Annotated in this window: 21 protein-coding genes and 1 tRNA gene; 14 read left to right on the plus strand and 8 right to left on the minus strand. The window is 66.2% G+C overall.

The window, feature by feature from the left end:
• Nucleotides 1–21: 21 nt before the first annotated feature.
• The 9 genes from TPR58_RS09285 (at nucleotide 22) to TPR58_RS09325 (ending at nucleotide 6553) form a co-directional block, all read left to right on the plus strand.
• Nucleotides 22–375, plus strand: coding sequence for a hypothetical protein (locus tag TPR58_RS09285; protein WP_346246355.1), 354 nt, complete (start codon nucleotides 22–24; stop codon nucleotides 373–375).
• A gap of 122 nt (nucleotides 376–497) precedes the next feature.
• On the plus strand, nucleotides 498–1274 hold the full coding sequence (locus tag TPR58_RS09290) for a response regulator transcription factor (protein ID WP_346246356.1): 777 nt from the start codon (nucleotides 498–500) through the stop codon (nucleotides 1272–1274).
• 149 nt (nucleotides 1275–1423) lie between these two features.
• Nucleotides 1424–1990 (plus strand): VOC family protein, encoded by a 567-nt coding sequence (locus TPR58_RS09295; RefSeq protein WP_346246357.1) that lies wholly within the window; start codon nucleotides 1424–1426, stop codon nucleotides 1988–1990.
• Nucleotides 1991–2375: 385 nt separating this feature from the next.
• Nucleotides 2376–2792, plus strand: a complete 417-nt coding sequence (locus TPR58_RS09300; protein WP_346246358.1) for a DoxX family protein — start codon at nucleotides 2376–2378, stop codon at nucleotides 2790–2792.
• A gap of 151 nt (nucleotides 2793–2943) precedes the next feature.
• Nucleotides 2944–3198 (plus strand): hypothetical protein, encoded by a 255-nt coding sequence (locus TPR58_RS09305; protein WP_346246359.1) that lies wholly within the window; start codon nucleotides 2944–2946, stop codon nucleotides 3196–3198.
• Between the two features lie 64 nt (nucleotides 3199–3262).
• On the plus strand, nucleotides 3263–4159 hold the full coding sequence (locus TPR58_RS09310) for a LysR substrate-binding domain-containing protein (protein WP_346246360.1): 897 nt from the start codon (nucleotides 3263–3265) through the stop codon (nucleotides 4157–4159).
• Between the two features lie 192 nt (nucleotides 4160–4351).
• Nucleotides 4352–5413 (plus strand): SAM-dependent methyltransferase, encoded by a 1062-nt coding sequence (locus tag TPR58_RS09315; protein ID WP_346246361.1) that lies wholly within the window; start codon nucleotides 4352–4354, stop codon nucleotides 5411–5413.
• A 136-nt stretch (nucleotides 5414–5549) separates the two neighbouring features.
• A complete protein-coding gene (locus TPR58_RS09320; RefSeq protein WP_346246362.1) occupies nucleotides 5550–6173 on the plus strand; it encodes a LysE family translocator in 624 nt (207 codons plus the stop codon).
• Nucleotides 6170–6553, plus strand: coding sequence for a hypothetical protein (locus tag TPR58_RS09325; protein ID WP_346246363.1), 384 nt, complete (start codon nucleotides 6170–6172; stop codon nucleotides 6551–6553). The genes TPR58_RS09320 and TPR58_RS09325 overlap by 4 nt, the downstream gene beginning before the upstream one ends.
• Here the strand turns inward: TPR58_RS09325 and TPR58_RS09330 are convergent.
• Nucleotides 6523–7797, minus strand: a complete 1275-nt coding sequence (locus TPR58_RS09330; protein WP_346246364.1) for a cytochrome P450 — start codon at nucleotides 7795–7797, stop codon at nucleotides 6523–6525. The genes TPR58_RS09325 and TPR58_RS09330 overlap by 31 nt on opposite strands.
• 188 nt (nucleotides 7798–7985) lie before the next feature.
• On the opposite strand from TPR58_RS09330, the gene TPR58_RS09335 reads away from it, so the two are divergent.
• Together TPR58_RS09335 and TPR58_RS09340 are read left to right on the plus strand one after the other, a co-directional pair.
• Complete coding sequence (locus TPR58_RS09335) at nucleotides 7986–9107, plus strand: cytochrome-c peroxidase (protein ID WP_346246365.1); 1122 nt, start codon at nucleotides 7986–7988, stop codon at nucleotides 9105–9107.
• The gene (locus tag TPR58_RS09340) at nucleotides 9104–11494 is read left to right on the plus strand and encodes a DAHL domain-containing protein (RefSeq protein ID WP_346246366.1); all 2391 of its coding nucleotides are present in this window, start codon (nucleotides 9104–9106) and stop codon (nucleotides 11492–11494) included. The genes TPR58_RS09335 and TPR58_RS09340 overlap by 4 nt, the downstream gene beginning before the upstream one ends.
• A gap of 76 nt (nucleotides 11495–11570) precedes the next feature.
• Here TPR58_RS09340 and TPR58_RS09345 read toward each other — a convergent pair whose 3' ends face one another.
• Nucleotides 11571–12323 (minus strand): response regulator, encoded by a 753-nt coding sequence (locus TPR58_RS09345; protein ID WP_346246367.1) that lies wholly within the window; start codon nucleotides 12321–12323, stop codon nucleotides 11571–11573.
• Between the two features lie 366 nt (nucleotides 12324–12689).
• On the opposite strand from TPR58_RS09345, the gene TPR58_RS09350 reads away from it, so the two are divergent.
• Complete coding sequence (locus TPR58_RS09350; protein WP_346246368.1) at nucleotides 12690–13463, plus strand: helix-turn-helix transcriptional regulator; 774 nt, start codon at nucleotides 12690–12692, stop codon at nucleotides 13461–13463.
• A 53-nt stretch (nucleotides 13464–13516) separates the two neighbouring features.
• Here the strand turns inward: TPR58_RS09350 and TPR58_RS09355 are convergent, their stop codons facing one another.
• On the minus strand, nucleotides 13517–14320 hold the full coding sequence (locus TPR58_RS09355) for a response regulator transcription factor (RefSeq protein ID WP_346246369.1): 804 nt from the start codon (nucleotides 14318–14320) through the stop codon (nucleotides 13517–13519).
• Between the two features lie 145 nt (nucleotides 14321–14465).
• Here TPR58_RS09355 and TPR58_RS09360 point away from each other — a divergent pair, with 145 nt between their 5' ends.
• Complete coding sequence (locus TPR58_RS09360) at nucleotides 14466–15545, plus strand: GAF domain-containing protein (protein WP_346246370.1); 1080 nt, start codon at nucleotides 14466–14468, stop codon at nucleotides 15543–15545.
• 222 nt (nucleotides 15546–15767) lie between these two features.
• Here TPR58_RS09360 and TPR58_RS09365 read toward each other — a convergent pair whose 3' ends face one another.
• Complete coding sequence (locus tag TPR58_RS09365; protein WP_346246371.1) at nucleotides 15768–16565, minus strand: alpha/beta fold hydrolase; 798 nt, start codon at nucleotides 16563–16565, stop codon at nucleotides 15768–15770.
• Between the two features lie 150 nt (nucleotides 16566–16715).
• Nucleotides 16716–18023, minus strand: coding sequence for an MFS transporter (locus TPR58_RS09370; protein ID WP_346246372.1), 1308 nt, complete (start codon nucleotides 18021–18023; stop codon nucleotides 16716–16718).
• Nucleotides 18024–18440: 417 nt separating this feature from the next.
• On the opposite strand from TPR58_RS09370, the gene TPR58_RS09375 reads away from it, so the two are divergent.
• The gene (locus TPR58_RS09375) at nucleotides 18441–19595 is read left to right on the plus strand and encodes an N-acetyltransferase (RefSeq protein ID WP_346246388.1); all 1155 of its coding nucleotides are present in this window, start codon (nucleotides 18441–18443) and stop codon (nucleotides 19593–19595) included.
• 96 nt (nucleotides 19596–19691) lie between these two features.
• On the opposite strand, the gene TPR58_RS09380 is transcribed toward TPR58_RS09375, so the two are convergent.
• From TPR58_RS09380 to TPR58_RS09390, 3 genes are all read right to left on the minus strand, one after another.
• Nucleotides 19692–20234 carry a DUF4189 domain-containing protein gene (locus TPR58_RS09380; protein ID WP_346246373.1) on the minus strand — a complete coding sequence of 181 codons (543 nt, stop codon included), beginning with the start codon at nucleotides 20232–20234 and terminating at the stop codon, nucleotides 19692–19694.
• Nucleotides 20235–20267: 33 nt separating this feature from the next.
• Nucleotides 20268–20768 carry a hypothetical protein gene (locus TPR58_RS09385; protein ID WP_346246374.1) on the minus strand — a complete coding sequence of 167 codons (501 nt, stop codon included), beginning with the start codon at nucleotides 20766–20768 and terminating at the stop codon, nucleotides 20268–20270.
• A gap of 404 nt (nucleotides 20769–21172) precedes the next feature.
• Nucleotides 21173–21249, minus strand: a tRNA-Met gene (locus TPR58_RS09390).
• Nucleotides 21250–21287 lie beyond the last annotated feature (38 nt).

Raw genomic sequence — 21287 nt, forward strand, 5'->3', positions numbered from 1 at the left:
TGGCGGGATTATTGTCCACACATGCCAGGCATTGTCGCCAATTTCCCCAATGGGCGCGTCGGCGCAGGGCTCCTCATGCTGCGTCTTTCAGGCGCCTTCTCGATCCTGATCACGCCGGAGCTGGCCGCGGCCGCGGCCCGTCCCTGGGTGACGACATTGCTCGCAATCGGCCTGATCCTAGGCTTCTGGACACGGGCTGTTGCCCTGCTCGGCATCGGGGTGGCGCTGGTGGCGTTGCTGAAGGGGGCGCTGCCCGTGACGGCCGGCGCACAGATACTGGAGATCGCCGCGATCCTGGCGCTCGGTCCGGGCGCCTACTCGTCGGACTGTCTGATGTTCGGAAGGCGGACGGTCGTCCTGCAGCGCCATGACTGATGCCGGGTACAGGATCGCGTCACCCGAATGGGTTGCCCGCCGATCGATGGGTTCGGGATTCAGTCGCACGAGACCCTGTGGGACACTGAGGATCGATCGAGCGTTCGCAAAGGAGTGACGAGATGACGCAGGCATTTGCCTGGTCCAGGCCGGAAATGCGCCAGGATATCCGGCCGCCCCAGCGCATTGGCACTCGTCCCGGACGGGGGCCGGCGCGCGGCCCCGGGCTCCTGCCCGATCCTTGCGACGAGGATGGCGACGATCAGCCCGAATCGCTGGTGATCGTCGTCGACGACGACCCGCTGCTCCGCGAATTGACCATCGCGCTCCTCGACACGGTGGGGATCGACGCGATCGGTTTCGCGTCGGGCCGGGACATGCTGCAGGCGGAATTGCCCGATCGGCCGGGATGTTTCATCCTCGACGTGCGCATGCCCGGCCTCAGCGGTCTCGACCTGCAGCGGATCCTGATCGCGAACGGCGTCGGCCGGCCGGTGGTGTTCCTGACCGGTCACGCCGATATCGCGATGAGCGTCCAGGCGATGAAGCTTGGCGCCGTCGACTTCCTGACCAAACCCTGCCGCGACCAGACGCTGCTCGACGCGGTTGCGCTGGCGATCGAACAGGACCGTCGGCGTCGCGCCGCGGACCGGGTCGCCAGACAGCATGAGGCGTTGATCGCCACCCTGACGCCGCGCGAGCGCCAGGTACTCCGCGCGGTCGCGACCGGTCGCCTCAACAAGCAGATCGCGCACGACCTTGGAATCAGCGAGATCACCGTCAAGCTTCACCGCGGCAATGTGATGCGCAAGCTGCATGCGTCCTCGGTCGGCGACCTTGTGCGGCTCTGGGAATGGCTGCCGCGCCACGTCCGCGAGGTCCTTCCCGTCGACAGCTGAGGTCACGCGGAGCGACGGTGTCGCCGGGCGGTGCCGCGATCCCTTTCCGCTACGTTGGTAAACAAGCGAGCGGACCCAAGTTATCGTGCGGTAGCGCACTCCCGATAGGTCGATCGGGCCGGCAACGACGCCGGTGCAAGGAGTTGCCCATGACGACCGACCTTCTCGAAAAGGCCGCATCCGCGGATGCGCTCGCCCCGTTCGCCACCCGTCTTCATCACACGGCCTATGTTTCCGCCGATCAGGAGCGGACGCGCCATTTCTACGAGGATGTCCTCGGCATTCCGCTGACGGGCTTCTGGATCGAAAGCGAGACGCTGGGCGGCGTGGTCCATGAGTTCAGTCTCGCCCTCTATGCCCTGAGCGACGGCTGCGCCCTGTCCTTCTTCAATTTCGCCGATTGCGAGATTCAAGAGCGCAATGCCGCCAAGCGCCAGGGCCTGTTCGTTCACCTCGCGCTTCAGGCCGACGAAAAGCAGCAGGCGGCCCTCCGCGACCGGCTGGAAAAGGCGGGTTACCAGGCGATGATGTTCGACCACGGCTATGCCCGCTCGCTCTATGTCGAGGATCCCGATGGCCAGATGCTCGAATTCTGCGACGAGCCCGAGGGCATGGACGGCGTGACCGCGATCCAGCGCGCCGGCGCGCATGATTCACTGCGGCGCTGGCAGGCGGGCGACCGCGCCGTCAACAATGTCCTGGCCCGGCAGGACTGACGATGCAGCGGGCGGCCTCTGCGCCGCCCGTTCCTCGCCGCGGCATTGGCGCCGGCCAGACGGTCGGCATGGTGACGCCCTCGATGGTATCTCGCGGCGTTTCAGGCGTAGCCATGCGGTCCGACCATGCAACCGCGTGGTCGCAGGTCGAAGTCATGGATTGCGGATGTCCGCTGAACCGGAACCCGGTCGGGCCGAACCCGGCCCGATCCGCACCCTCCTGATCGACGCGCTCGTGCTGTACGCCGTATCGCATTATCCAAGCGCGAGATCGATCGAACTCCTTTCCCGAACGCCGCGCTGCAAGGACCGGCGCGGCGCCCGGCCGCACGCGTCAGCGGCGGGCAGCCGACCCGCCCTTTCGCCCATCATTCGGAGCCTGCCCATGAGCGCCATCATCCAGCATTTCCTGCAACGCCCGATCGTCGCGCTGGCTGCCCGGATCACGCTCACCTTCCCTTTCTGGGGAAGCGGGCTCGCCAAGCTGTCGGACTTTGACGCGGCGATGAAGGAGATGAGCCATTTCGGGCTGGAGCCCGCTGCCTGGTTTGCGGTTGCCACGATCATCGTCCAGCTGACGGGATCGCTGCTGATCGTCATCAACCGGCTCGCATGGCTGGGTGCAGGCGCACTTGGCGTCTTCACCGGCCTCACCATCCTGCTCGTGCATCACTTCTGGTCGATCCCCGAAGAGCCGTTCCGCACGATCGCCTTCCACACCGCGACCGAACATGTCGGGATGATCGGGGGGCTGGTCCTGGCCTCGATCCTTTCAGGCCGCCCCCGTCCAGAAACCGAGTAATCCCGAACGCCTTCGACCCGGCATTGCCCCTGAAACGCGATCGCGCCGAACTGAAGTCCGCTCGCATCCAGACCCGAATAGGCCGGCACCGACGATTTCAGAAAGGTGCCACATGACTGGAAAAGGAATTGCTGCAGGGGCCGCAGCATCGTTGGCGGGGACGCTGCTGCTCGTTCACCTGGTTGTCGAACTGCCGGGCCATGTGGCTGCGGCCAGCGCTGGCAGCCAGGTGTCCGGGTCCGACGGGCAGGAGGGACTGCCGTTGCTGCGCTCGGCCCCGAACAGGGCCGTCAATGGCCTGGTCCGGTCCTACTGCTCGGACGATCTCGATCTGTTGCGCGCCAACGACCTTCGGGATCGCCGGACCGCGCTGCGCGATGAAAGCTGGAGCGATTGCGCCCGATGAGGGAACGACGGTCTTCCCAGGATGCGGACTTGATCCGGAGGACGAAGCCCGGAATGACAGGGCGATGTATCATGCCGGACTGAAGGATCTGTCGGCGGTCATCGCCATTGCGAGACGCGGGTCGTTTCGCGCCGCCGCACTCGATCTGGGCATATCGACCACGGCGCTGAGCAGCGCGGTGGGGAAGCTGGAAGCCAGCCTCGGCGTGCGATTGTTCAACCGCACGACGCGCAGCGTGTCGCTCACCGATGCCGGGCGCCGATTCGTCGAGCAGGTCGGGCCCGCGTTGCAGGACATCGATGGGGCGATGCAGACCGCGCGGGCGCAGCAGGCGACCCCGTCGGGCACGATCCGGATCAACGCCTTTCCCACCGCGGCCCGGACGATCATGGTCCCGCTGGTCGTCGAGTTCGTCCGCCGCTATCCCCAGGTCCATATCGATATCGTCACCGAGGGACGCCTGGTCGATATCGTCGCCGACGGGTTCGACCTGGGCGTGCGCGAGTCCGAATTCGTCCCCAGCGACATGATCGCATTGTCGCTGCGCCGGCCGCAGCGCTTCGCGGTCGTCGGGTCGCCCGGCTATTTCGAAACCCGCCCCCGGCCGCGCATCCCGACGGACCTGCTCGACCACCGCTGTATCCGCGTCCGCCTGCCCGACGGCGCATTGTATCGCTGGCAGTTCCGCAGGGGCGAGGAGACGGCGCAGGTCGAGGTCAGCGGTCCGGTAACGCTCGACGAAGCAAGCATCGCCCGCATCGCGGTGCGCGAAGGTCTGGGACTCGGCTTCTTCATGGAACAGGATGTCCATGAGGAACTGGAAGCCGGCCGTCTCATCCGCGTTCTCGACGACTGGACGCCACCCTTTGGTGGCCTGTGCCTCTATTACCCGGGACGCAGGAACCCGTCGGCCGCGTTCAGGGCCTTTCTCGATCTCGCGCGCGAACTGGGCGGCGGATAGCGGATCGGTTTCCGCCGCCGTTATCGCTCAAAAAGGCATTGATCAGGCTGCCGAAGCGGCGTGGCTCATGACCAGCGACAGGCGCGAAAGCCACGAAATCGTTTCAGGAGTAGTGCGGCGCCGACGAGGTGAAGCCGATCCGTGACCTCGATCCTGCATTCCGCGCTGGAATACAGATGCAAGGGGTTCAGGATGGACGATACTTTCAGCGCGTTCGACTTCGGTCTGGACCCATGCACGGATGAACCCACGAACACGCAGCCGGAATTTTCCGGACCGGCGTTGCCGATGCTCCACGCCTATCTCGACATGATGCGCGCGTCCGCACTCATCGCGGCCGGACGCATCGGCCTGTTCGAGGCACTTGCCTCCGGCCCGCTGACCGCCGGCGCGCTTGCCGCCGCATCGGGAGCGAGCGAGATCGGCATCGCGCGCCTGACGGATTTCCTCATAGAGACCGGCCATCTCCGGCGGCGGGGCGATCACATCGCCAATGCACCCGCAACCATGCGCTGGTTCACCAGCCACGGCGACACCGACTATAATGCCGGGCTCGTCTGGACCGCCGATGCGTGGGAGATCATGGGTGAGCTGTCCGATGCGGTACGCCGCGGCGCGCCGGCGCGGCTGTTATGGGACAGGATGGACGAGGCGCCGGAGCTCGGCGTCCGGTTCGCACGCTATATGCGAGCCTTCGCGCATCACCTGGCGCCCGATCTCGCGCGGCTGATCGAGCTTCCCGTCGGGCCGGCGCGGTTGCTTGATCTGGGCGGGTCGCACGGCGTTCATTCGATCGCGCTCTGCCGGCAGCATCCGCAGCTGGAAGCCAGGATCGTCGATCTGGAAAGCGCCCTTCAGGGGACCAGTGCCCGCATCCGTCAGACGGGACTTGCCGACCGTATCACCGTGTCGCCCGCCGACATTCGCGACTGCGACTGGGGCGAGGACTATGACCTCGTCCTGTATCTTTCGATCGCGCACAACATGACCGCGAAGGAGAATGAACGCATCTTCCGCCACATGGGCAAGGCGATGCGGCGCGGGGGCAAGCTGATCATTCATGACTATCCGGCCGAAACCACACCGGGCCTGTTCGGCGCGGCATTCGGGCTGACGCTGCTGGTGGAGACGGGCACGCGCACCTTCGGCTATGCCGAGCTGGCGGGGATGCTGGCGCGGGCCGGCTTCTCGACGGTGCGCTATCATGTGCTGTCCCCGGCGGAAAAGGGCACCATCATCATCGCCCAGCGCTGATCCCCGCAACCGCGACACCGGACCATTACAACTGCAGCCATGCGGCGGCAGCGATGAAGCGGGGCTGCAACCCCCAACGCGCACATCCCGACAATCCAATGGGCGCCTTGCGCGCTCCCAGATTGCGAGATTTCAGATGCTGACGCAAAGTTACGCAGCCTTCCTGGTGACGGCGACCCTGCTGACCATGGTGCCCGGTCTGGACACGGCCATGGTCCTTCGCTCGGCGACGGCCGAGGGGCCACCGGCCGGGGTCGCCGCCGCTGCCGGGATCGCCGTCGGATGCCTGTGCTGGGGCGGCACCGCCGCCTTCGGCCTGGCCGCGCTGATCGATGCCTGGCCGCTCGCGTTCGACTTGCTGCGGTGGTTCGGCGCCGCCTATCTCGCCTGGCTCGGCGCCAATCTGCTCCTGCGCCCGCGGCCGACCTTCCTCAACGATGGCGAGGGCGAGAGACGAGGCACGATCGCCAGCGCCGCAGGGCGTGGCTTCGTCACCAATATCCTCAATCCGAAGGTCGGCGCCTTCTATCTGACGCTGCTGCCGCAGTTCATCCCCGCCGGCGCGGCCGGCGAAGGCCGCGCGCTGTTCCTGGCCGCGACCCATGGTCTGATCGTGATGCTGTGGTTCACGATGCTCGCGATCGTCACCGGGGGCATCCGCCCGTGGCTGAGACGCCCCGGCGTGGTTCCGACGCTCGACCGGGTCACCGGCGGCATCCTGGTGCTGCTGGGCATCCAGCTCGTCGCGATCCACCCATGACACGGCGCCACCAACCCGGCGCCGCACTGGGCCGCGGCCTGGTCATGCTCGTCGCCGCCACCGTCCTGCTGGACGCCATCGCCGGACTGGCACCGGCGTTCACAGCGCTGGAAAGCGCCGGCATCGTTGCCGCGGGAAGCCCGCTTGCATCCTGCTGGGCGATGTCGGGGGCGGCGATGCTGCTGTCCTCCCGCAGGGCAGCCCTGCCGGGTGCCCTGACAATCACCGCGATCCTCGGTTACGCGATGATGCAGCCGGCGGGCACATCGCATCCCGCCAGCTGCGTGCTGGTCATGGTCGCGCTCTGGCTCGGACTTGGGCTCGCCCGCGGCTCGGTGCGCGGAAACGCTCAGGCAAGCCGGGCGGGGATCCGGACCTGAAGCTCGGAATAGCCGTGGGTGAAGGTCGAAAAGGATCTCGCCGGCGGCCGCAGCACCTCGATTCTGGGAAAGCGCTTCAGAATTTCCTCCCACAGCGTCCGGACCTGCACATCGGCCAGCCGCGCGCCGATGCATCGATGAATCCCGATGCCAAGCGACAGATGCCGGCGCGAATTGGGCCGATCGATCATGAAGTCGTCCGCTTGGTGAAACACCGTCTCGTCGCGGTTCGCGGACAGGTACCAGAGGACCACCTTGTCGCCCTTGGCAATGTGGCGGCCGCCGATCGACACGTCGCGCATTGCCGTTCGGCGCATATGTGCCAGCGGCGTCTGCCACCGCAACACCTCCGGCGTCAGCGCGGCGACCAGACCCGGCTCGGCGCGCAGCTTCTTCAGTTCCGCCGGGAAGCGATCGAACGCGACGACGCTGCCGCTGATGCTGCTGCGGGTCGTGTCGTTCCCGCCCACGATCAGGAGCAGGATATTGCCGTAGAACTCTTCGCGACTCATCTCCCGGGTTTCCGGTCGTCCGGCGAGCATCGAGACCAGGTCATTTCCGGTCGGCGCCTTCAGCCGCTCGCGCCAGATCGTCTCGAACGTGGCAAAACACTCCTTCATCACGGATAGCTTGTCCTCGAGCGTGGGGAAGGCGGGCGTGCCGGGCAGCGCCACCATCGCATCGGACCAGCGGATCAGGTCGCGCGACCGTTCGACCGGATAGCCCAGCAAGGATGCGAGCGTGCGGGCGGTCAGTTCGATCGAAACGCGGTCGACCCAGTCGAACGCCTCGTCGATGGGAAGGCCATCCAGGATTTCCCGGGACCAGCGTCGAATCTGCGTTCCCATCTCGCCCAGGCGCTGGGGCGAAAAGGCGGGCGCGATCACCCGGCGCTGTTCGGTGTGACGCGGCGGATCCATCGCGATGAACGCCGGGAGAAACTGCGGATCGTCCGGGCGGGAGGTGATCGTGATCCCCCCGTTATAATGATCCGAGGAGAAGGTGCCGGTGTCGAGCTCCACCCGCTCGACGTCATGATGGCGGGTAATCGACCAATAGGATCCATAGGCGCCGTCGGCACAATGATGGACCGGGGCTTCGCGGCGCATCCGCGCGAAGTACCGGGGTGCCAGCCCCAGCTCGAACAGGCGCGGACGCGCGACGTCGAGCCGGTCGATCGGCAAAGTGGCGAGCTCCCGCTCGAAGGCCCACAGATCCTCAGCGCCCTGGTCGCCTGCACGCATTCATCGTCTCCCGGAAAAAACAGGCGATCGAGATTGCCGGCACGGGCTACGCGGCGGTTTCAGGGCGCTGCGGACGGGCTACGACCGAAGCCCTTCGGGCGAGGGGCTCGGCAACTCCGGCAGGATATCTGGCTACGACCGTAACCGCCTTCGACCCCGCCGAAATCGACTTGAAGCGCACGGATCGGATGACGGGTCGCTTCAGGGCCGGAGTGCGGGATGGGCGAGCGACAAGTACCGGACAGGGTGGACGCCCAGCAATATGCGCTCAAGGGCGCCATGGCAGGCGGGCAGGCAAGGCTGCGATGCCCGGGCACTCTGGGACGGCGCGCGTGCTGACCTCGTTCCGCGCCTGTCTCGCGGGTTCGCCTGCCACGTGGACGTGTGCGCTGATCTTCTGCGCGGTGCTGGTCAGGATATGCGTCGCCCAACCCCAGGCTTCCGCAGGACAAGGCTCGCAAGCCGCCTTCTCTCCCCTGCCCGCCCGGCCGCATGGCGATCCCGCCAAGATCGCGCTGGGGCGAATGCTGTTCTTCGACCGCCGCATCTCTCGGTCGCAAAAGTTGAGCTGCGCGTCCTGCCACGACCTCGACACCAATGGCGCCTCGGCCGCCGCGATGGATCGTGGCGATTCGGGAAGGGCGACGGCCTGGAACACGCCGACGCTGTTCAACAGCGTGCACAATTTCAGGTTCGGCTGGAAAGGCAGCACCCGAAGCCTGCGCGCGTTTACGCTTCAGGCGCTGACGACCGACCATCTGATGGGCGGCAAGGACCTGGCGGCCCGTCGATTTGCCGCCGATCCTGACATGCTGAGGCGATTTCGCAAACTCTATGGCTCATTGCCGAGCGACGGTGCCGTCGCCGATGCCCTGACCGCGTTCATAGGCACGCTGGTGACGGTGGACGCCCCGTTCGATCGCTGGCTTGGCGGTGACAGGACCGCGCTCAGCCCCCGCCAGCAGCGTGGTTTGAACCGGTTCAATGTCCTGGGTTGCGCAAGCTGCCATCAGGGTGCCAATCTTGGCGGCAACATCTTCCAGCGTCGCGGCATCTTCCATCCACTCGGCAAACCGGACCCCCGATATCTCCGGGTGCCGAGCCTCAGGAACGTGGCGGTCACGCCCCCCTATTTCCATGACGGCAGCGTCGCGTCGCTCCCCGAAGCAGTTCGCCAGATGGGCCGCGCGCAGCTCGACCTGGCCATCAGCGATCGGGACGCGGCGGACATCGCCGCCTTCCTGACCGCGCTGACCGGCCGTTACGAAGGCACGCGCCTGCGCCGCGCAGCGCCCGGACATGCGAGATGAGGTGGCTGGCGGCCCTCAGGCTCGCGAGCGTCATCCTGGCGATCGCGACGGTGGTGGTCGCCGTGCTGGCGCTGCGCATGATGAGCGACATGCGGCCCTGGTCGACCGCCGCCAGCAACGGGATCATGAGCTATTCGCTCGCCGAACGGACCCTGCAGGTCGACCTGCTGACCGCACGGGCAGGGCTGTTGAGAAACTATGATCCGGTCAATGCGGACATGGTCGACGCGGACGAGAGCCTGTCGGCGCTGGAGCAGCTGCCGATGGAGGATCCGGCCCGGCAGGTCCTTCGCGACATCATTGCGGCAGCTGACCGCCAAGAGCGGATGGTCGAACGATTCAAGAGCCACAACGCCTTGCTGCAGAATTCGTTGAACCGCTTCACGACCGATGGCAGCGCCCAGATCGGCGACCACAACATCCTGTCCGCCTGGATCCTGAAACTGACGCTGGACACCAGCACATCGACCGTGACCGAGGCGCGCGCGGCGCTGGACGATCTGCCGCGCATCGCGGCGACCGGGCCCGAGGGCCAGCTGGTTTCCCATGCCAGGCTGCTGGTGCGGATCCTTCCCGAGATCGACCAGCTGCTCCAGTCGATCCGCGGCATGCGGATCGAGGAGCGCGTGGACCGGCTGCAGAACCTGCTGCGCGCGGAGGCGGCCGTGCGCGGAGACCAGGTGCGCCATCTTCAGGTATCGTTCGGCGTCCTGCTCGCGATGCTGGCCGCGTCGCTTACCGCGCTGGTCCTGGTCCATCGACAGAGGACGCGCGACCTGGAAGCCCAGGCGGAGAATGAGCGGCTGAGCGCCGCGATCGCGATGCCGCTGATCGACACCGTCGGTGCCACGTTCGCCGCGCGCGTCCAGAGCGCGGTCGACCGGCTCGCATCGCATCTCGGCGCCAAAAGGCTGCGGCTGACGATTCCCGGCGTGCCCAACCCCGAGCATTTCTCGGCCGGCGACGCGGATGAAGACCAGGAGTGGTTCTGCCGCCTCGTCCAGGCCGCGGATGCGAACGATGCCTGGGTGGCGGACAGGGTGATCGCCTCGACGCGTGGCCGTGGCGGCGAATGCGCCTTGAACCGGACGATGCGCGCCGCCGGGATCAAGGACCTGGTGCTGCTGAGGACGCCGGAGCCCTATCAGGTGATCATCGGGTTCGAACCGGACGGCGCCGCCTCCGCCCAGCGCAGCGATCACATGGCCGGAATCGCCTCGGCGATCGTCGCGATCGCCCACGGTGCGCGCCGCGAGGTGCTCCAGTTGGAGCGCGAACGGCTCGAGCGGACCATCGCCAGGGCGGGGCGGATGGAGACGATCGGCGCGATGGCCAGCGGCGTCGCCCACAACTTCAACAACATCATCGGCGCGATCGGCGGTTTTGCCGAAATGGGTCAGGAACGAACCCGCAAGCATTCGCCCGCCCATCGGCATTTCGAGGAGATCCTGAGCGCCGTCGAGCGCGCTCGCGATCTGGTCGACGAAATACTGACCTTCGCGAAACAGGGCCGCACCAGCAAACGCCCGACCGATCTTCTCGCCGTGCTGCGCGAAACGGTCCAGTTGCTCTCCGCCTCGTCCCGCCGCGATGCCTTTCAGCTCACATCGTCCGGCGACCGCCTTTGCGTCATGGGTGCCGGAAGCGAGCTTCAGCAGGTGTTGCTCAATATCTGCAACAATGCAGGGCATGTGAGCGGAAACGACCCGGTCACCATCGTGACCGGGCGCGGCACGCTGAAGACACCGCGCCGGTTCAGCCACGCCACGCTTGCTCCCGGCAACTATGTGACGGTGTCGATCCGCGACCACGGACCGGGCATTCCCGACGCGGCATGGTCCCGCCTGTTCGAGCCCTTCTTCACGATGAAGCTCGGTGGCACCGGTCTGGGGCTGTCGACCGCATGGGAAATCGTCGAGGACCATGGCGGCACGATCGATGTCGAGAATCTCGCACCCGGCGCCCGCTTCACCATGTGGCTGCCCGAGATCGCCGAGGGCGACGGCTTCGGCATTCCGGGCGACGGCGCCCGGATCCTGTTGCTGGGGCAACCAGGCGAGCGGCAGGCCGAGGAGGAGCTTCTGGCGGAACTGGGCTACGAACCCTGTTCGGTGTCGCTGTGCGCCAGCCCGGTCACGCTGTCGGCCGCGCTGGCCGCATGCGACGCGGCGCTGATCGCCTCGCGCGACCCGGAGGCCGTCCTGAACGTGGCCGATACGCTGTCGAATATCACGGCTTCCCTGCCCCTATTGCTCGCCACGCCCCTGGGCCGGTCGCTGCGGACGGCCATCGTCGCGGCGAGGCTCAATTATCCGTTGCAGCGCAGGGAGCTTGCCGAGCTGTTGCCAGCGGCGCTGGTCGAGTCGGAGCCGGCCGGCGCGATGTGAGCCGGCGACGCGGCGCCCGATCGGACACCGCGTCGCCAGTCGGCATCACGCTTTGGCAAACCCCGGATTGGGCCCGTCAGAGCATTTCGACATCGACGTCGAACCGATAGCCGACGCCCCGCTCGGTCTTGATGAAGCGGGGCGCCTGGGCGTCGTCCTCGAGCTTGCGGCGCAACCGGAGGATCTGGACGTCGATGCTGCGATCGAACACGTCCTCGTGCACCCGCGTGGCCTGAAGCAGATGCTCGCGGGACAGGGTGCGGCGGGGCGCCTGCACGAATGCGCTCAGCAAGGCGAACTCGCCCTTGGTCAGCGCGACGGTGTCGCCGGGGGGAGACACCAGCTCCCGGTTGCGCTGATCGAACCGCCAGCCGGCAAAGGTGAAGACGGCCTCGCGCTGCCGCGCGGGACTCAGCCGGTCCATCGACCGACGGCGAAGCGCGGCGCGAACCCGCGCGAGCAGCTCGCGCAGGCCGAACGGCTTGGTAAGATAATCATCCGCGCCCAGTTCCAGGCCGACGACCCGGTCGATCTCTTCGCGCCGGTTGCCGGTGATCAGGATGACCGGCGTGACGCTCTTGGTCCGCAATTCGCGCAGGACGTCGAGCCCGTCATCCTCGCCGAGATGGAGATCGAGAATGACGAGATCGGGCTCGCGCGCGACGAGCGAGTGGATCAGGCCCTGGCGGCCCGAAACGGCATTCGCGCGAAGATTATGCTCGGTGAGATAACCGACGATCATCCGTTGCATCGCCGGATCGTCATCGACGACCAGGACGCGGGCAGACTTGACCTGTGAACTAAGTTCAGCCGTATCGATAAATGCCACTGGAGCCTCACAATAAACTCGCCTCGAAAAAGCAGGCCCGGCTTCCTAAGATTGGCGTCACCGATCCAGAATAGGACAGATCACAGTCGTAACGATTATCGGCTGATTTCTGACGATCGGTAACCAAAAGCGGTTGCCCGTCATGATGACGGGCAGCACTGCGTCGATCAGCCTCGGCAAAGGATCGGAAAGTCGAAGGGAGATGCGGCCCCTGCGAGAGCGACAGCGCGTCAACTGGGTCGCGCTCGATACCGGGGCATACCAGACCTACCGATGCAGCCCGACCGGGCGGGTCGGTAGCCTGACGGTGTCCGATGTAACGGCCCCGCGATTGCGCGGCGCCGGAACTGGGGGGAAGGTCCAGCGATGCTGATCTCACCTCTCCTCTTCCCGCACGGCGACATGTCTGCTGCGCCGTTTCGCAGGAACATCGTCGGCAAGAACCGGATACTCGAGCTGATGCCCCGGCCTTCTCCGGTGATCGTCCTCGTCCTGAACGGCCTGGCGCGCATCGACGCTCCGACGCTGGGCCGGATCGTTCCCGCCGGTCATGCGATCGTCGCGAAGGCCGCCGACCTCGTGCGGATTACCGCGCTTAGCCCGTGCAACCTGGTCCTGACCGACGCGGGCGACATCGTCGCGGCCGCCGACGACCTGCTGCCGGTCAGCCAGGCGCTCGCGGCGATCCTCGACTGCGACTATCCGACATTCGAAACGCGTCACGGCCATCCCCTGCTCATCGAGGATCTCCGGCGCAGCACGCCGGTCCGCTGCGGCGTGCGGATGCCGTCCGATCCACGTGCCGTCCGGGTTGCCCAGGCGATCCTCGATGATCCTGCCGACCCACGCTCGTTGAACAGCTTTGCCGATCAGGCGGGTACCAGCCGACGGACGCTGCTGCGGCTGTTCGTGGCGGAAACCGGCATGAGTTTCCGGCAGTTCCGGCGACATGCCCGGATCTGCTGCGCGCTCACCCGGCTTGCCGCCGGAGAAGCGATCCAGGACGTCGCCCTGGCCGTGGGATATGAAAGCACGGCCGCGTTCATCGCCGCGTTCAAGGCGCTCACCGGGAAAACACCCGGGTCGATGCGGAGGAAGACCCGATCGACGGCCGCGGGCGAATCACGGCCGCACCCGTGATTCCGATACTCGCCAAATAGCGGCGCGGGGCCGCCGTCACGCCGCGGCCGGCGCTAGTAGAGCGGTTCCACACGGGCCGCGAGGACATAGCCGAACCCGCGTTCGGTCCGGATGAAGCTGTCCCCCGCCCCGCTGCGCCCGAGCTTGCGCCTTAATCTGAGCACCTGCACGTCGATGCTGCGGTCGTGGATATCCTCATGCATCCTCGTCGCCCGCATCAGATGCAGCCGGGAAAGCGGCCGTCCCGGCGATTCGAGCAGTGCATTCAGCAGCGTGTAATCACTCTTCGTAAGCTCGACGACCTTGCCGGAGGGCGATGTGAGCCGCCTGCTCGCGTGACTCAATTCCCATCCCTCGAAGCGATAGCCTCCCTGCAGCGGCGCCGGATCGAGCCGGCCAAGCTGCTGGCGCCGCAGCGTCGCTCGGGCCCGCGCGAGCAGTTCGTCGAGATCGAGCGGACCGCACAGGAAATCGTCGGCCCCCAGTTCGAGCCCGATGATCCGCTCCATATCGGCCGGGGGACCGTCGCGATACAGGATCACCGGTACATGGGATCGTCCACGGATCTGGCGCAGGACGTCGAGCCCGCTGAACGTTCCGCACCGCGCGTTGACGAGCACCAGGCTGAACGGCTGATGCTGGATCTGGCGCAGCGCATCCATCGCGCCGCAGCCAATGACGGTGCACTGACGATCCTGAAGGTAGGACAGGATTGATCGACGGGCGTCCGGCACCTCCTCGACCAGCAGGACCCGGCCGATCCTGGCCGATGGAACGAAGGCGGGCGAGTGTGGGACAGCGTGATCGAACTGGGTGGCGTAATGATACATTGCGCAGCCTTCCATCTTTCGCCGCATGGCCGGCGGACCCGGGTCGCCGCCGCATTGCAGTCGAGCGAGATGGTGACGTGGTATCAATTCTATCAAATATAGCAATGATCATAAATTTATGCTCTGTGATCGATCTGATAATCCGACATGGATCGCCAAAAGGCAGGACAGCATGACGAAGGACATTCTGACGACGGCGGACGCGGCAAGGCTGCTGGGTGTGTCCATTCGCACCGCGCAGCTGCTGATCGAGGGCGGCTCGGTGCCGTCCTGGAAGACGCCGGGCGGACACCGTCGGGTTTATCACGCCGATATCGATGCGCTGATCGAGGGGCGCGGTGCCGAAGCCCGGCGATTGTCGGCCGACCTCGTGATCGTCGCGCCGGCCGAAAGGCTCGAACGTTATCGGCGGCTGTTCGCCGAACTCGAAGAATGCCGGGTACAGTTTTTCGACGCGCTTCATCCCGCATTGTTCACGATCGCGACGCTTCGCCCTCATGGAGTGATCGTCGACGTGACCGGCGGCGATCCGCACTGGGCCGAGTTTCTTCGACGGCTCGAAGACAATCCGTCGCTCGGACACAGCCGGCTCTATGCCGTCGGCATGGCCGAGCCTTTGACCGGGGCGGGCGCCACGCGGATCGTGGCCGTTGATGCTCCGGAGGCGCTCCCGGCTGCCGTCCGCCGGTCGCTGATCCCGGAGTCGACGCCTTCACCGGCGGCCGGGGAGAGCCCGTTCCCCGTTGCGATCAACGAGGCGCAGCGGCTGGTGGCGCTCGAGCGGACCGGGCTGCTCGACACCGTGCCCGAAGAGGCGTTCGACCGGGTGACGTGGCTGGCGGCGCAGACGCTGAACGCGCCGATCGCGCTCATCACGCTGCTGACCCCGACACGCCAGTGGTTCAAGTCCCGCATCGGCCTGGCGCTGGCGGAGACGCCGCGAAGCTGGGCCTTCTGCAATCACACCATTCTTCAGAAACGGGTCTTCATGGTCGAGGACCTGGCCGGGGATATGCGCTTTGCCGACAATCCGGCCGTGGCCGGCCAGCCGGGGTTTCGATTCTACGCCGGCGCCCCGATCCTCGACGGCGATGGCTTCCCGGTCGGATCGCTGTGCGTGATCGATTATCAGGCCCGCACGATGAGCGCGCGGGACGAACAGCTGCTCGCGTCGCTCGCCGCGCTGGCTTCCGCCGAGGTTCGTCTGCGTCGGAGCGAGCGCGAACTGCGCGCGGCGTCGCGCAAGCCCTGATCACCGGGTTGGAAGGGCGCGCCGGCGCGGTGGGTCGGGTCTTCTGCCGGCGCGCCCGCCGCGGCCTCGCGACCGCGGCAGACCCATCCGACGCACCTCCCGCGGAAGATGGGCCTTCCTGACATTCAGGTAGCGCGGATCCAACACCCCTTGATGTCAGGTCCGCCGATTGGGGTTACGACCGTCACGCAATCGCTTCGGGCGGCGTTGGCAGTCCCGGGCTCAGCGTGACTTGGCGCTCACCTCGCGGGCTGCGCCGTCGATCACGTCCGCGATGGCCCTGGGCTGGGTCATGAACAGCGCGTGGCTGGCAGGCACCTCGGTAACCTTCGCACCGATCCGCTTGGCCATGGCCTGGAGCATGCGCGCATCGAACGCCTTGTCGGCGGTCGCGATCACCGCCCAGCTCGGCCGCGTCCGCCATGCGGCATTCTGAAGCCTGGTCTCGAACGCCGACATGTTGATCGGCACCTGCGAGTCGCGCATGAACGCCGCGTCCGCATCGCCGACATCGGCCGCGAAGCCCGCCTTGAACTTCTCGCGATCGATGAAACCGAAGCCGTCCTTGTGGGTGTGGAGAACGAATTCGGGGGGCGTGGTGAACCCCTTATACTGCTGGGCCGTGGTCTCGCCGGCATCGGGCGACAGCGCCGAGACATAGACAAGCCCGACCACCTTCGGATCGACGCCCGCTTCGGTAATGACCGTGCCGCCCCAGCTATGCCCGACCAAGATGACCGGTCCGTTCTGACGATCCAGCGCGCGCTTCGTCGCGGCGACATCATCCGCCAGCGAGGTGAGCGGGTTCTGGACGATCGTCACCCGGTATCCGCGCCGCGTCAGTTCGTCATATACGCCGCGCCAGCCCGAGCCGTCGGCGAAGGCGCCGTGTACCAGCACGACATTGTTGACGCTGCGCGCCGGCGCTTCCTGACGGGCGATCTGGGCATGGGCGGTGCCGGCGGTGATCCCGACAATCAGCGCAGCGGCGGCAAGCAGGGGGCGGACGATGATCCTCATGAGACACTCCTTGGGCATGGGACGGTCGGAGCGATCGGCGAAGCCGCGGCGCGCCGGGGGTCCCGGACGCGGGCGATGTAATTGCAGGATAAGCAGGCTTGTCGACGCGGCCTTGCCTTCATTTGTAACCGATCGGGACTCGACACCGCATCACGCGCCAGGCGGGGCATCGCCGCGCAGATCGCGACCGGCGAGCGCGATGCTTGCCCCAAGCCCGACGAGCGCCACGGTCGAGAGGATCAGCGCCGGCGCGGCGCGCCATCCGGTAGCGTCGATCAAGGCATTGGCGCACAGCGGACCGAGGCCGCTCAGCAGGGTGAAGCTGATGTTGAGCGAGAGCGCCACGCCGCTGAACCGAAGCTGCGGCGGAAACAGGCCGGCGATCAGATAGGCGAAGCTGCCATTGGCGCCGGCGGCGGCGATCGCGAACAACGGCAGGACCAGCATCAGGTTGGCATCCCCGCGCGCGAGCAGGACATAGGTGACCGGCGCGCCGAACAGCAGCGCGACCGACGATCCCATCAGCAGATGACGTGCGGGAATCCGGTCCGCCCACCAGGACGCCGTCAGCAGCGAGAACGACATCAGCAGCAGGGCCAGGTTCATCGCGCCGGCGACGGCCTGCCGATCATAGGCGATGACCTGGCCGAGATAGGCGGGCATGTGCGCGAAGAGCAGGCCGTTGAACCCGGCAGTGGGCGCGACCACGGCGCAGCCCAGCAGGATCGCGCGCCACCGGGTACGCAGGACGTCGCGGACCGGCTGGCGCACCGCCGCATGGCGAAAGCGCAGGAAGGTCGAGGTCTCCTCCAGCGAGCGACGGAAGATCATGCTGACCAGCCCGAGCATGCCTCCAATTGCGAACGCGATCCGCCAGCCATGGTCGAGCATGGCCGCCGGGCTCAGCCAGGCGGTCAGACAGAGATTGACGAAGGCGGCCAGAAGAACGCCCGCATTGACCAGGGCGAAGACCATGCCGCACGCGAGCCCGGGACGGCGCCCCGCGCTCTCGACCACGAACGTGATCGCACCGGGCAGCTCGCCCCCGATGCACAGGCCCTGGCCGAGGCGCAGCAGGACCAGCATCAGCGTGGCGGCGATCCCCCAGGATGCGTAGGTCGGCAGCAGGCCGATCCCGAAGGTGCAGGCCGACATCAGCGCCAGGGTGACCACGAACACCCGCTTGCGACCATATCGGTCGCCGAAATGGCTCGAGATCATCCCGCCAATGGGTCGCGCCAGATAGCCGATGGCAAAGACCGCGAGCGCCAGGGTCAGCGCCAGCCGATCCCCGGCCGGGAAGAAGGCAGCCGCCATCGACTGGGCGAAGATGCCGAAGATGATGAAATCGAAATATTCGAGCGCTCCGCCGAGCGCGGCAAGCGTGATCATCCGCCACCGCCCGCCCGCCATGTCCGACCAAGCAGCCTGTTGGTCGGTCGCAGCCCCCTTGGCCATGCGTCGCATTCCTATCCTATCGCTTCAGCAACTCGAGCATCGCGTTGGCCGCGATCGCGCCTTCTAACGTATCCGACGCGATCGCCTGGCCCGAAGCCAGCACGACCAGCATCGCTGGCAAGGTTGCAGCCAAACACAAGCGGGGCATGAGACATGGTCCGGAACAGTTCAAAGGTCGCCCCGATCACGGGATCGAGGCCTGTAGCTGATGCAATCGGGCGTCTGACGTAAGATGAAATCGCACGAAGATTTCACCGGTAACCACAGCCATCAATCGGTTGCTCGGACGGGTCCGCAAGCGCGGTTTCAACGGAAACCTCGCTCTTGTTTCTTCCAGGCACATCTTCGGGAATAGCCGCGTCACGACGGGACTACTGGACAACCAGCGGTTCGACGTCGCGACGACGTGAAAGGCCCATAGTGCGCTACCTGACAATCGAGCGCGTCGACTCGCCGCGTGATCGCAAGAGCTTCGTACGCTTTCCCTATCGCCTGTACCGGGACGATCCCTATTGGGTCCCGCCGCTGACCGGCGAGGCACTGGAGGCGATCACCCCGGAAAAAAATGGCTGGTTCAGCCACGCGAGCGCGCAGCTCTTCGTCGCCCGCGAGCGTGGCCGGGTTGTCGGGCGGATTTCCGCGCACATCGATACGCTGGCGCTCACCATGCCGCCCGAACAGGGATTCGGGCCGGGAGTCGGGCAATGGGGGCTGATGGAGGCGGAGCGCGAGGACATCTTCCTCGCGCTGCTGGCCCGTGCGGAAGACTGGCTGCGCGAACAGGGCATGACCCGAGCGTTGGGTCCGGTCAGCATGTCGATCTGGGAAGAGCCGGGCCTGCTGGTCCAGGGGTTCGATCAGTCGCCGACCATCCTGATGGGCCATGCCCGACCCGAATACCGCCCCTGGATCGAACGGGCGGGCTATGCCGAGGTCAAGCGCCTGCTGACGTTCGAGCTCGATGTCACCCGGGAGTTCCCGAAGATCGTCCAGCGCATCATCAAGGCCGGCAATGCCGATCCCCGCATTCGGGTCCGCGACACCGACAAGTCGCGGTTCGACGAGGAGGCGGCAATCATCCTCGCCATTCTCAACGATGCCTGGTCGAGCAATTGGGGCTTCGTCCCGCTGACCGAGCCCGAGATCCGCGATGTCGGCAAGAAGCTGAAGCCGCTCGTATTCAACGACCTGATCCAGATCGCCGAACTCGACGGCGAGCCGGTCGCCTTCATGATCACGCTCCCCGATCTCAACGAAGCGCTGAAGCGGCTGAACGGGTCGCTCCTTCCCTTCGGCTGGCTGAAGCTGGCCTGGTGGCTGCGAAAACCGAAGGTGCGGACGATGCGCGTGCCGCTGATGGGCGTGGCCAGCAGGCTCCAGAACTCCCGGCTGGCTGCGCAGCTTGCCTTCATGATGATCGAGAATACCCGCCGCGCCGCGGTCGCTAACTACGGGGCAACCCGCGCCGAGATCGGATGGGTCCTTGAAGATAATCAGGGAATGCGATCGGTCGCGGAGACCGTGCGCGGCGTGCTCAACAAGGCCTATGTGATCTATGGCAAGTCGCTGTGAGTTCGGCAGGCAGCCGATCGTGAGGCTGCCCGCCGACACACAGGTGATCGTCGCCTCTTTGAAACGAAAGCTCGGGCGGCGGCCCCGCCCGGACCGTCACTCATATTCCCAGCGGCTCCAACGGGTGACGTTATGGTGGCTGCAATTGACCAGCTTCACCGTACAGGTGCGCACGCCCCAATCGGCCTGGCAGGAGCGGATGGCGTTCGCTTCAGCCTCGTCCTGGGTGCTGCCGGTGTTGACCGAATCCTTGCCTCTCGCTTCGGCCCCGCCCTCGACGACCCGGGTCACCGCCGCACACTGATTGGTATAGGACAGCATCAGCTTGCACGTGGCGCCGCCATTTTCCCGGCAATGTTCCAGCACGCCCTTCTGGGCTGCCGATTTCGAGGGATATTGGTAGCTGCCATACCAGGCCGCCTTCGCCTCGTCATAGGCAAGTGCGCCGAACGACCGGTCGACATGGATGTACCGTTTCAGCACCGGGGTGGGCGGGGCGCAATTCGGGCTCCCTTGCGCCACGCCGTTGCAGATGAAGACGGTCTGGCGTTGCGCCGATGCACTGTCGAGGTGCAGCACCGACAGGCCAAGGACCAGCGCGGCCGCAACGGACAGCGACGATATCGTGTGTTTCTTCACCGCAACATGCTCCGCTATTGTCTGACCGGCCGATTACTGACCGAGGATACGGCCCAGGCTGAGCTTTCTCTTCTTCTTGGGCGCCTCTTCGGGTGCGGCATTGCTTTCGACCTGCGCGGAGGGTCCGCAGCGCGCCTTGCGATCCATGGCCTCGCCGACAGCGCCCGCTGCGGCACCGCCAACCAGGACGCCCGTCGCACCGCCACCGACCTTGCTCCCAGCCAGGGCGCCCAGCCCGAGTCCTGCGACCGACCGCGGCCCGCCCTGGGTGCGTGCGGTGCAGTCGGTGATATCCCTCGACTTGGACACATGAACCCTCGGCCCAGCAGCCGAAGCGGTCTCGCGACCCGCCGTGCTCTGCGCGGACTGAGGCCGGGCCGCCTGCGGCTTGGTCGAGCGTGGCTTTGCGGCTTGCGGTTTCGCCGACTGCGGCTTGGCGGCCTGCTGCCTTGCCGCCTGCGGCATTTCGGCGTGACCGGCGGCGGGGATGGCCAGCGCGGCGATGGAGAGAAGAAGGACGCGATCAAGTTTCATAGGATCAACTCTCTCTCAGGAACGATTAACGTAAATTAGATGCGTTATCGGCCGCATCGTTGCAAGCATTAATTTAACGCTGTGTAATTTCAGTCCGATATGCGCCACCCCAGGCATCAGGCTTGGGGTCCGAGCGTTTACTGATGCGTATCGCGAAGGCACCGATAGTTGAGCCAGCGCGGTTCGATGGCGACTCTCGCGGCCCCTCGGAGGGACGGCATCACCAGGCCTTGCCGTCGTATCGCGGATCGCGCCGATCCGCGTGGTCGCTAGACGCCGGCCAAGCCTTTCCGGGCGCCCCTGTGGGCGGCCCGGTGATGCCGTGTGTGGCGGGATCTGGCGTGCGTTGGGCACAAAAAAACCGCCTGCGGTGGATACCGAGGCGGTTATGATGTGTGTCGCGTTGGTTGCGGGAGCAGGATTTGAACCTGCGACCTTCAGGTTATGAGCCTGACGAGCTACCGGGCTGCTCCATCCCGCGACAACGGGGGTTTGCCGTTCCCTTTTGGGGAGGGCGAC

Origin of the sequence: Sphingomonas rustica (genome assembly GCF_039652585.1) — a bacterium.
In the GTDB taxonomy this organism is placed as follows: domain Bacteria; phylum Pseudomonadota; class Alphaproteobacteria; order Sphingomonadales; family Sphingomonadaceae; genus Sphingomonas; species Sphingomonas rustica.

Coding starts and splice junctions, on each gene's coding strand:
- TPR58_RS09285 (WP_346246355.1), top strand. CDS start 22: ATGCCAGGCATTGTCGCCAATTTCCCCAATGGGCGCGTCGGCGCAGGG.
- TPR58_RS09290 (WP_346246356.1), top strand. CDS start 498: ATGACGCAGGCATTTGCCTGGTCCAGGCCGGAAATGCGCCAGGATATC.
- TPR58_RS09295 (WP_346246357.1), top strand. CDS start 1,424: ATGACGACCGACCTTCTCGAAAAGGCCGCATCCGCGGATGCGCTCGCC.
- TPR58_RS09300 (WP_346246358.1), top strand. CDS start 2,376: ATGAGCGCCATCATCCAGCATTTCCTGCAACGCCCGATCGTCGCGCTG.
- TPR58_RS09310 (WP_346246360.1), top strand. CDS start 3,263: ATGTATCATGCCGGACTGAAGGATCTGTCGGCGGTCATCGCCATTGCG.
- TPR58_RS09315 (WP_346246361.1), top strand. CDS start 4,352: ATGGACGATACTTTCAGCGCGTTCGACTTCGGTCTGGACCCATGCACG.
- TPR58_RS09320 (WP_346246362.1), top strand. CDS start 5,550: ATGCTGACGCAAAGTTACGCAGCCTTCCTGGTGACGGCGACCCTGCTG.
- TPR58_RS09325 (WP_346246363.1), top strand. CDS start 6,170: ATGACACGGCGCCACCAACCCGGCGCCGCACTGGGCCGCGGCCTGGTC.
- TPR58_RS09330 (WP_346246364.1), bottom strand. CDS start 7,797: ATGCGTGCAGGCGACCAGGGCGCTGAGGATCTGTGGGCCTTCGAGCGG.
- TPR58_RS09335 (WP_346246365.1), top strand. CDS start 7,986: ATGACGGGTCGCTTCAGGGCCGGAGTGCGGGATGGGCGAGCGACAAGT.
- TPR58_RS09340 (WP_346246366.1), top strand. CDS start 9,104: ATGAGGTGGCTGGCGGCCCTCAGGCTCGCGAGCGTCATCCTGGCGATC.
- TPR58_RS09350 (WP_346246368.1), top strand. CDS start 12,690: ATGCTGATCTCACCTCTCCTCTTCCCGCACGGCGACATGTCTGCTGCG.
- TPR58_RS09355 (WP_346246369.1), bottom strand. CDS start 14,320: ATGCGGCGAAAGATGGAAGGCTGCGCAATGTATCATTACGCCACCCAG.
- TPR58_RS09360 (WP_346246370.1), top strand. CDS start 14,466: ATGACGAAGGACATTCTGACGACGGCGGACGCGGCAAGGCTGCTGGGT.
- TPR58_RS09365 (WP_346246371.1), bottom strand. CDS start 16,565: ATGAGGATCATCGTCCGCCCCCTGCTTGCCGCCGCTGCGCTGATTGTC.
- TPR58_RS09370 (WP_346246372.1), bottom strand. CDS start 18,023: ATGGCCAAGGGGGCTGCGACCGACCAACAGGCTGCTTGGTCGGACATG.
- TPR58_RS09385 (WP_346246374.1), bottom strand. CDS start 20,768: ATGAAACTTGATCGCGTCCTTCTTCTCTCCATCGCCGCGCTGGCCATC.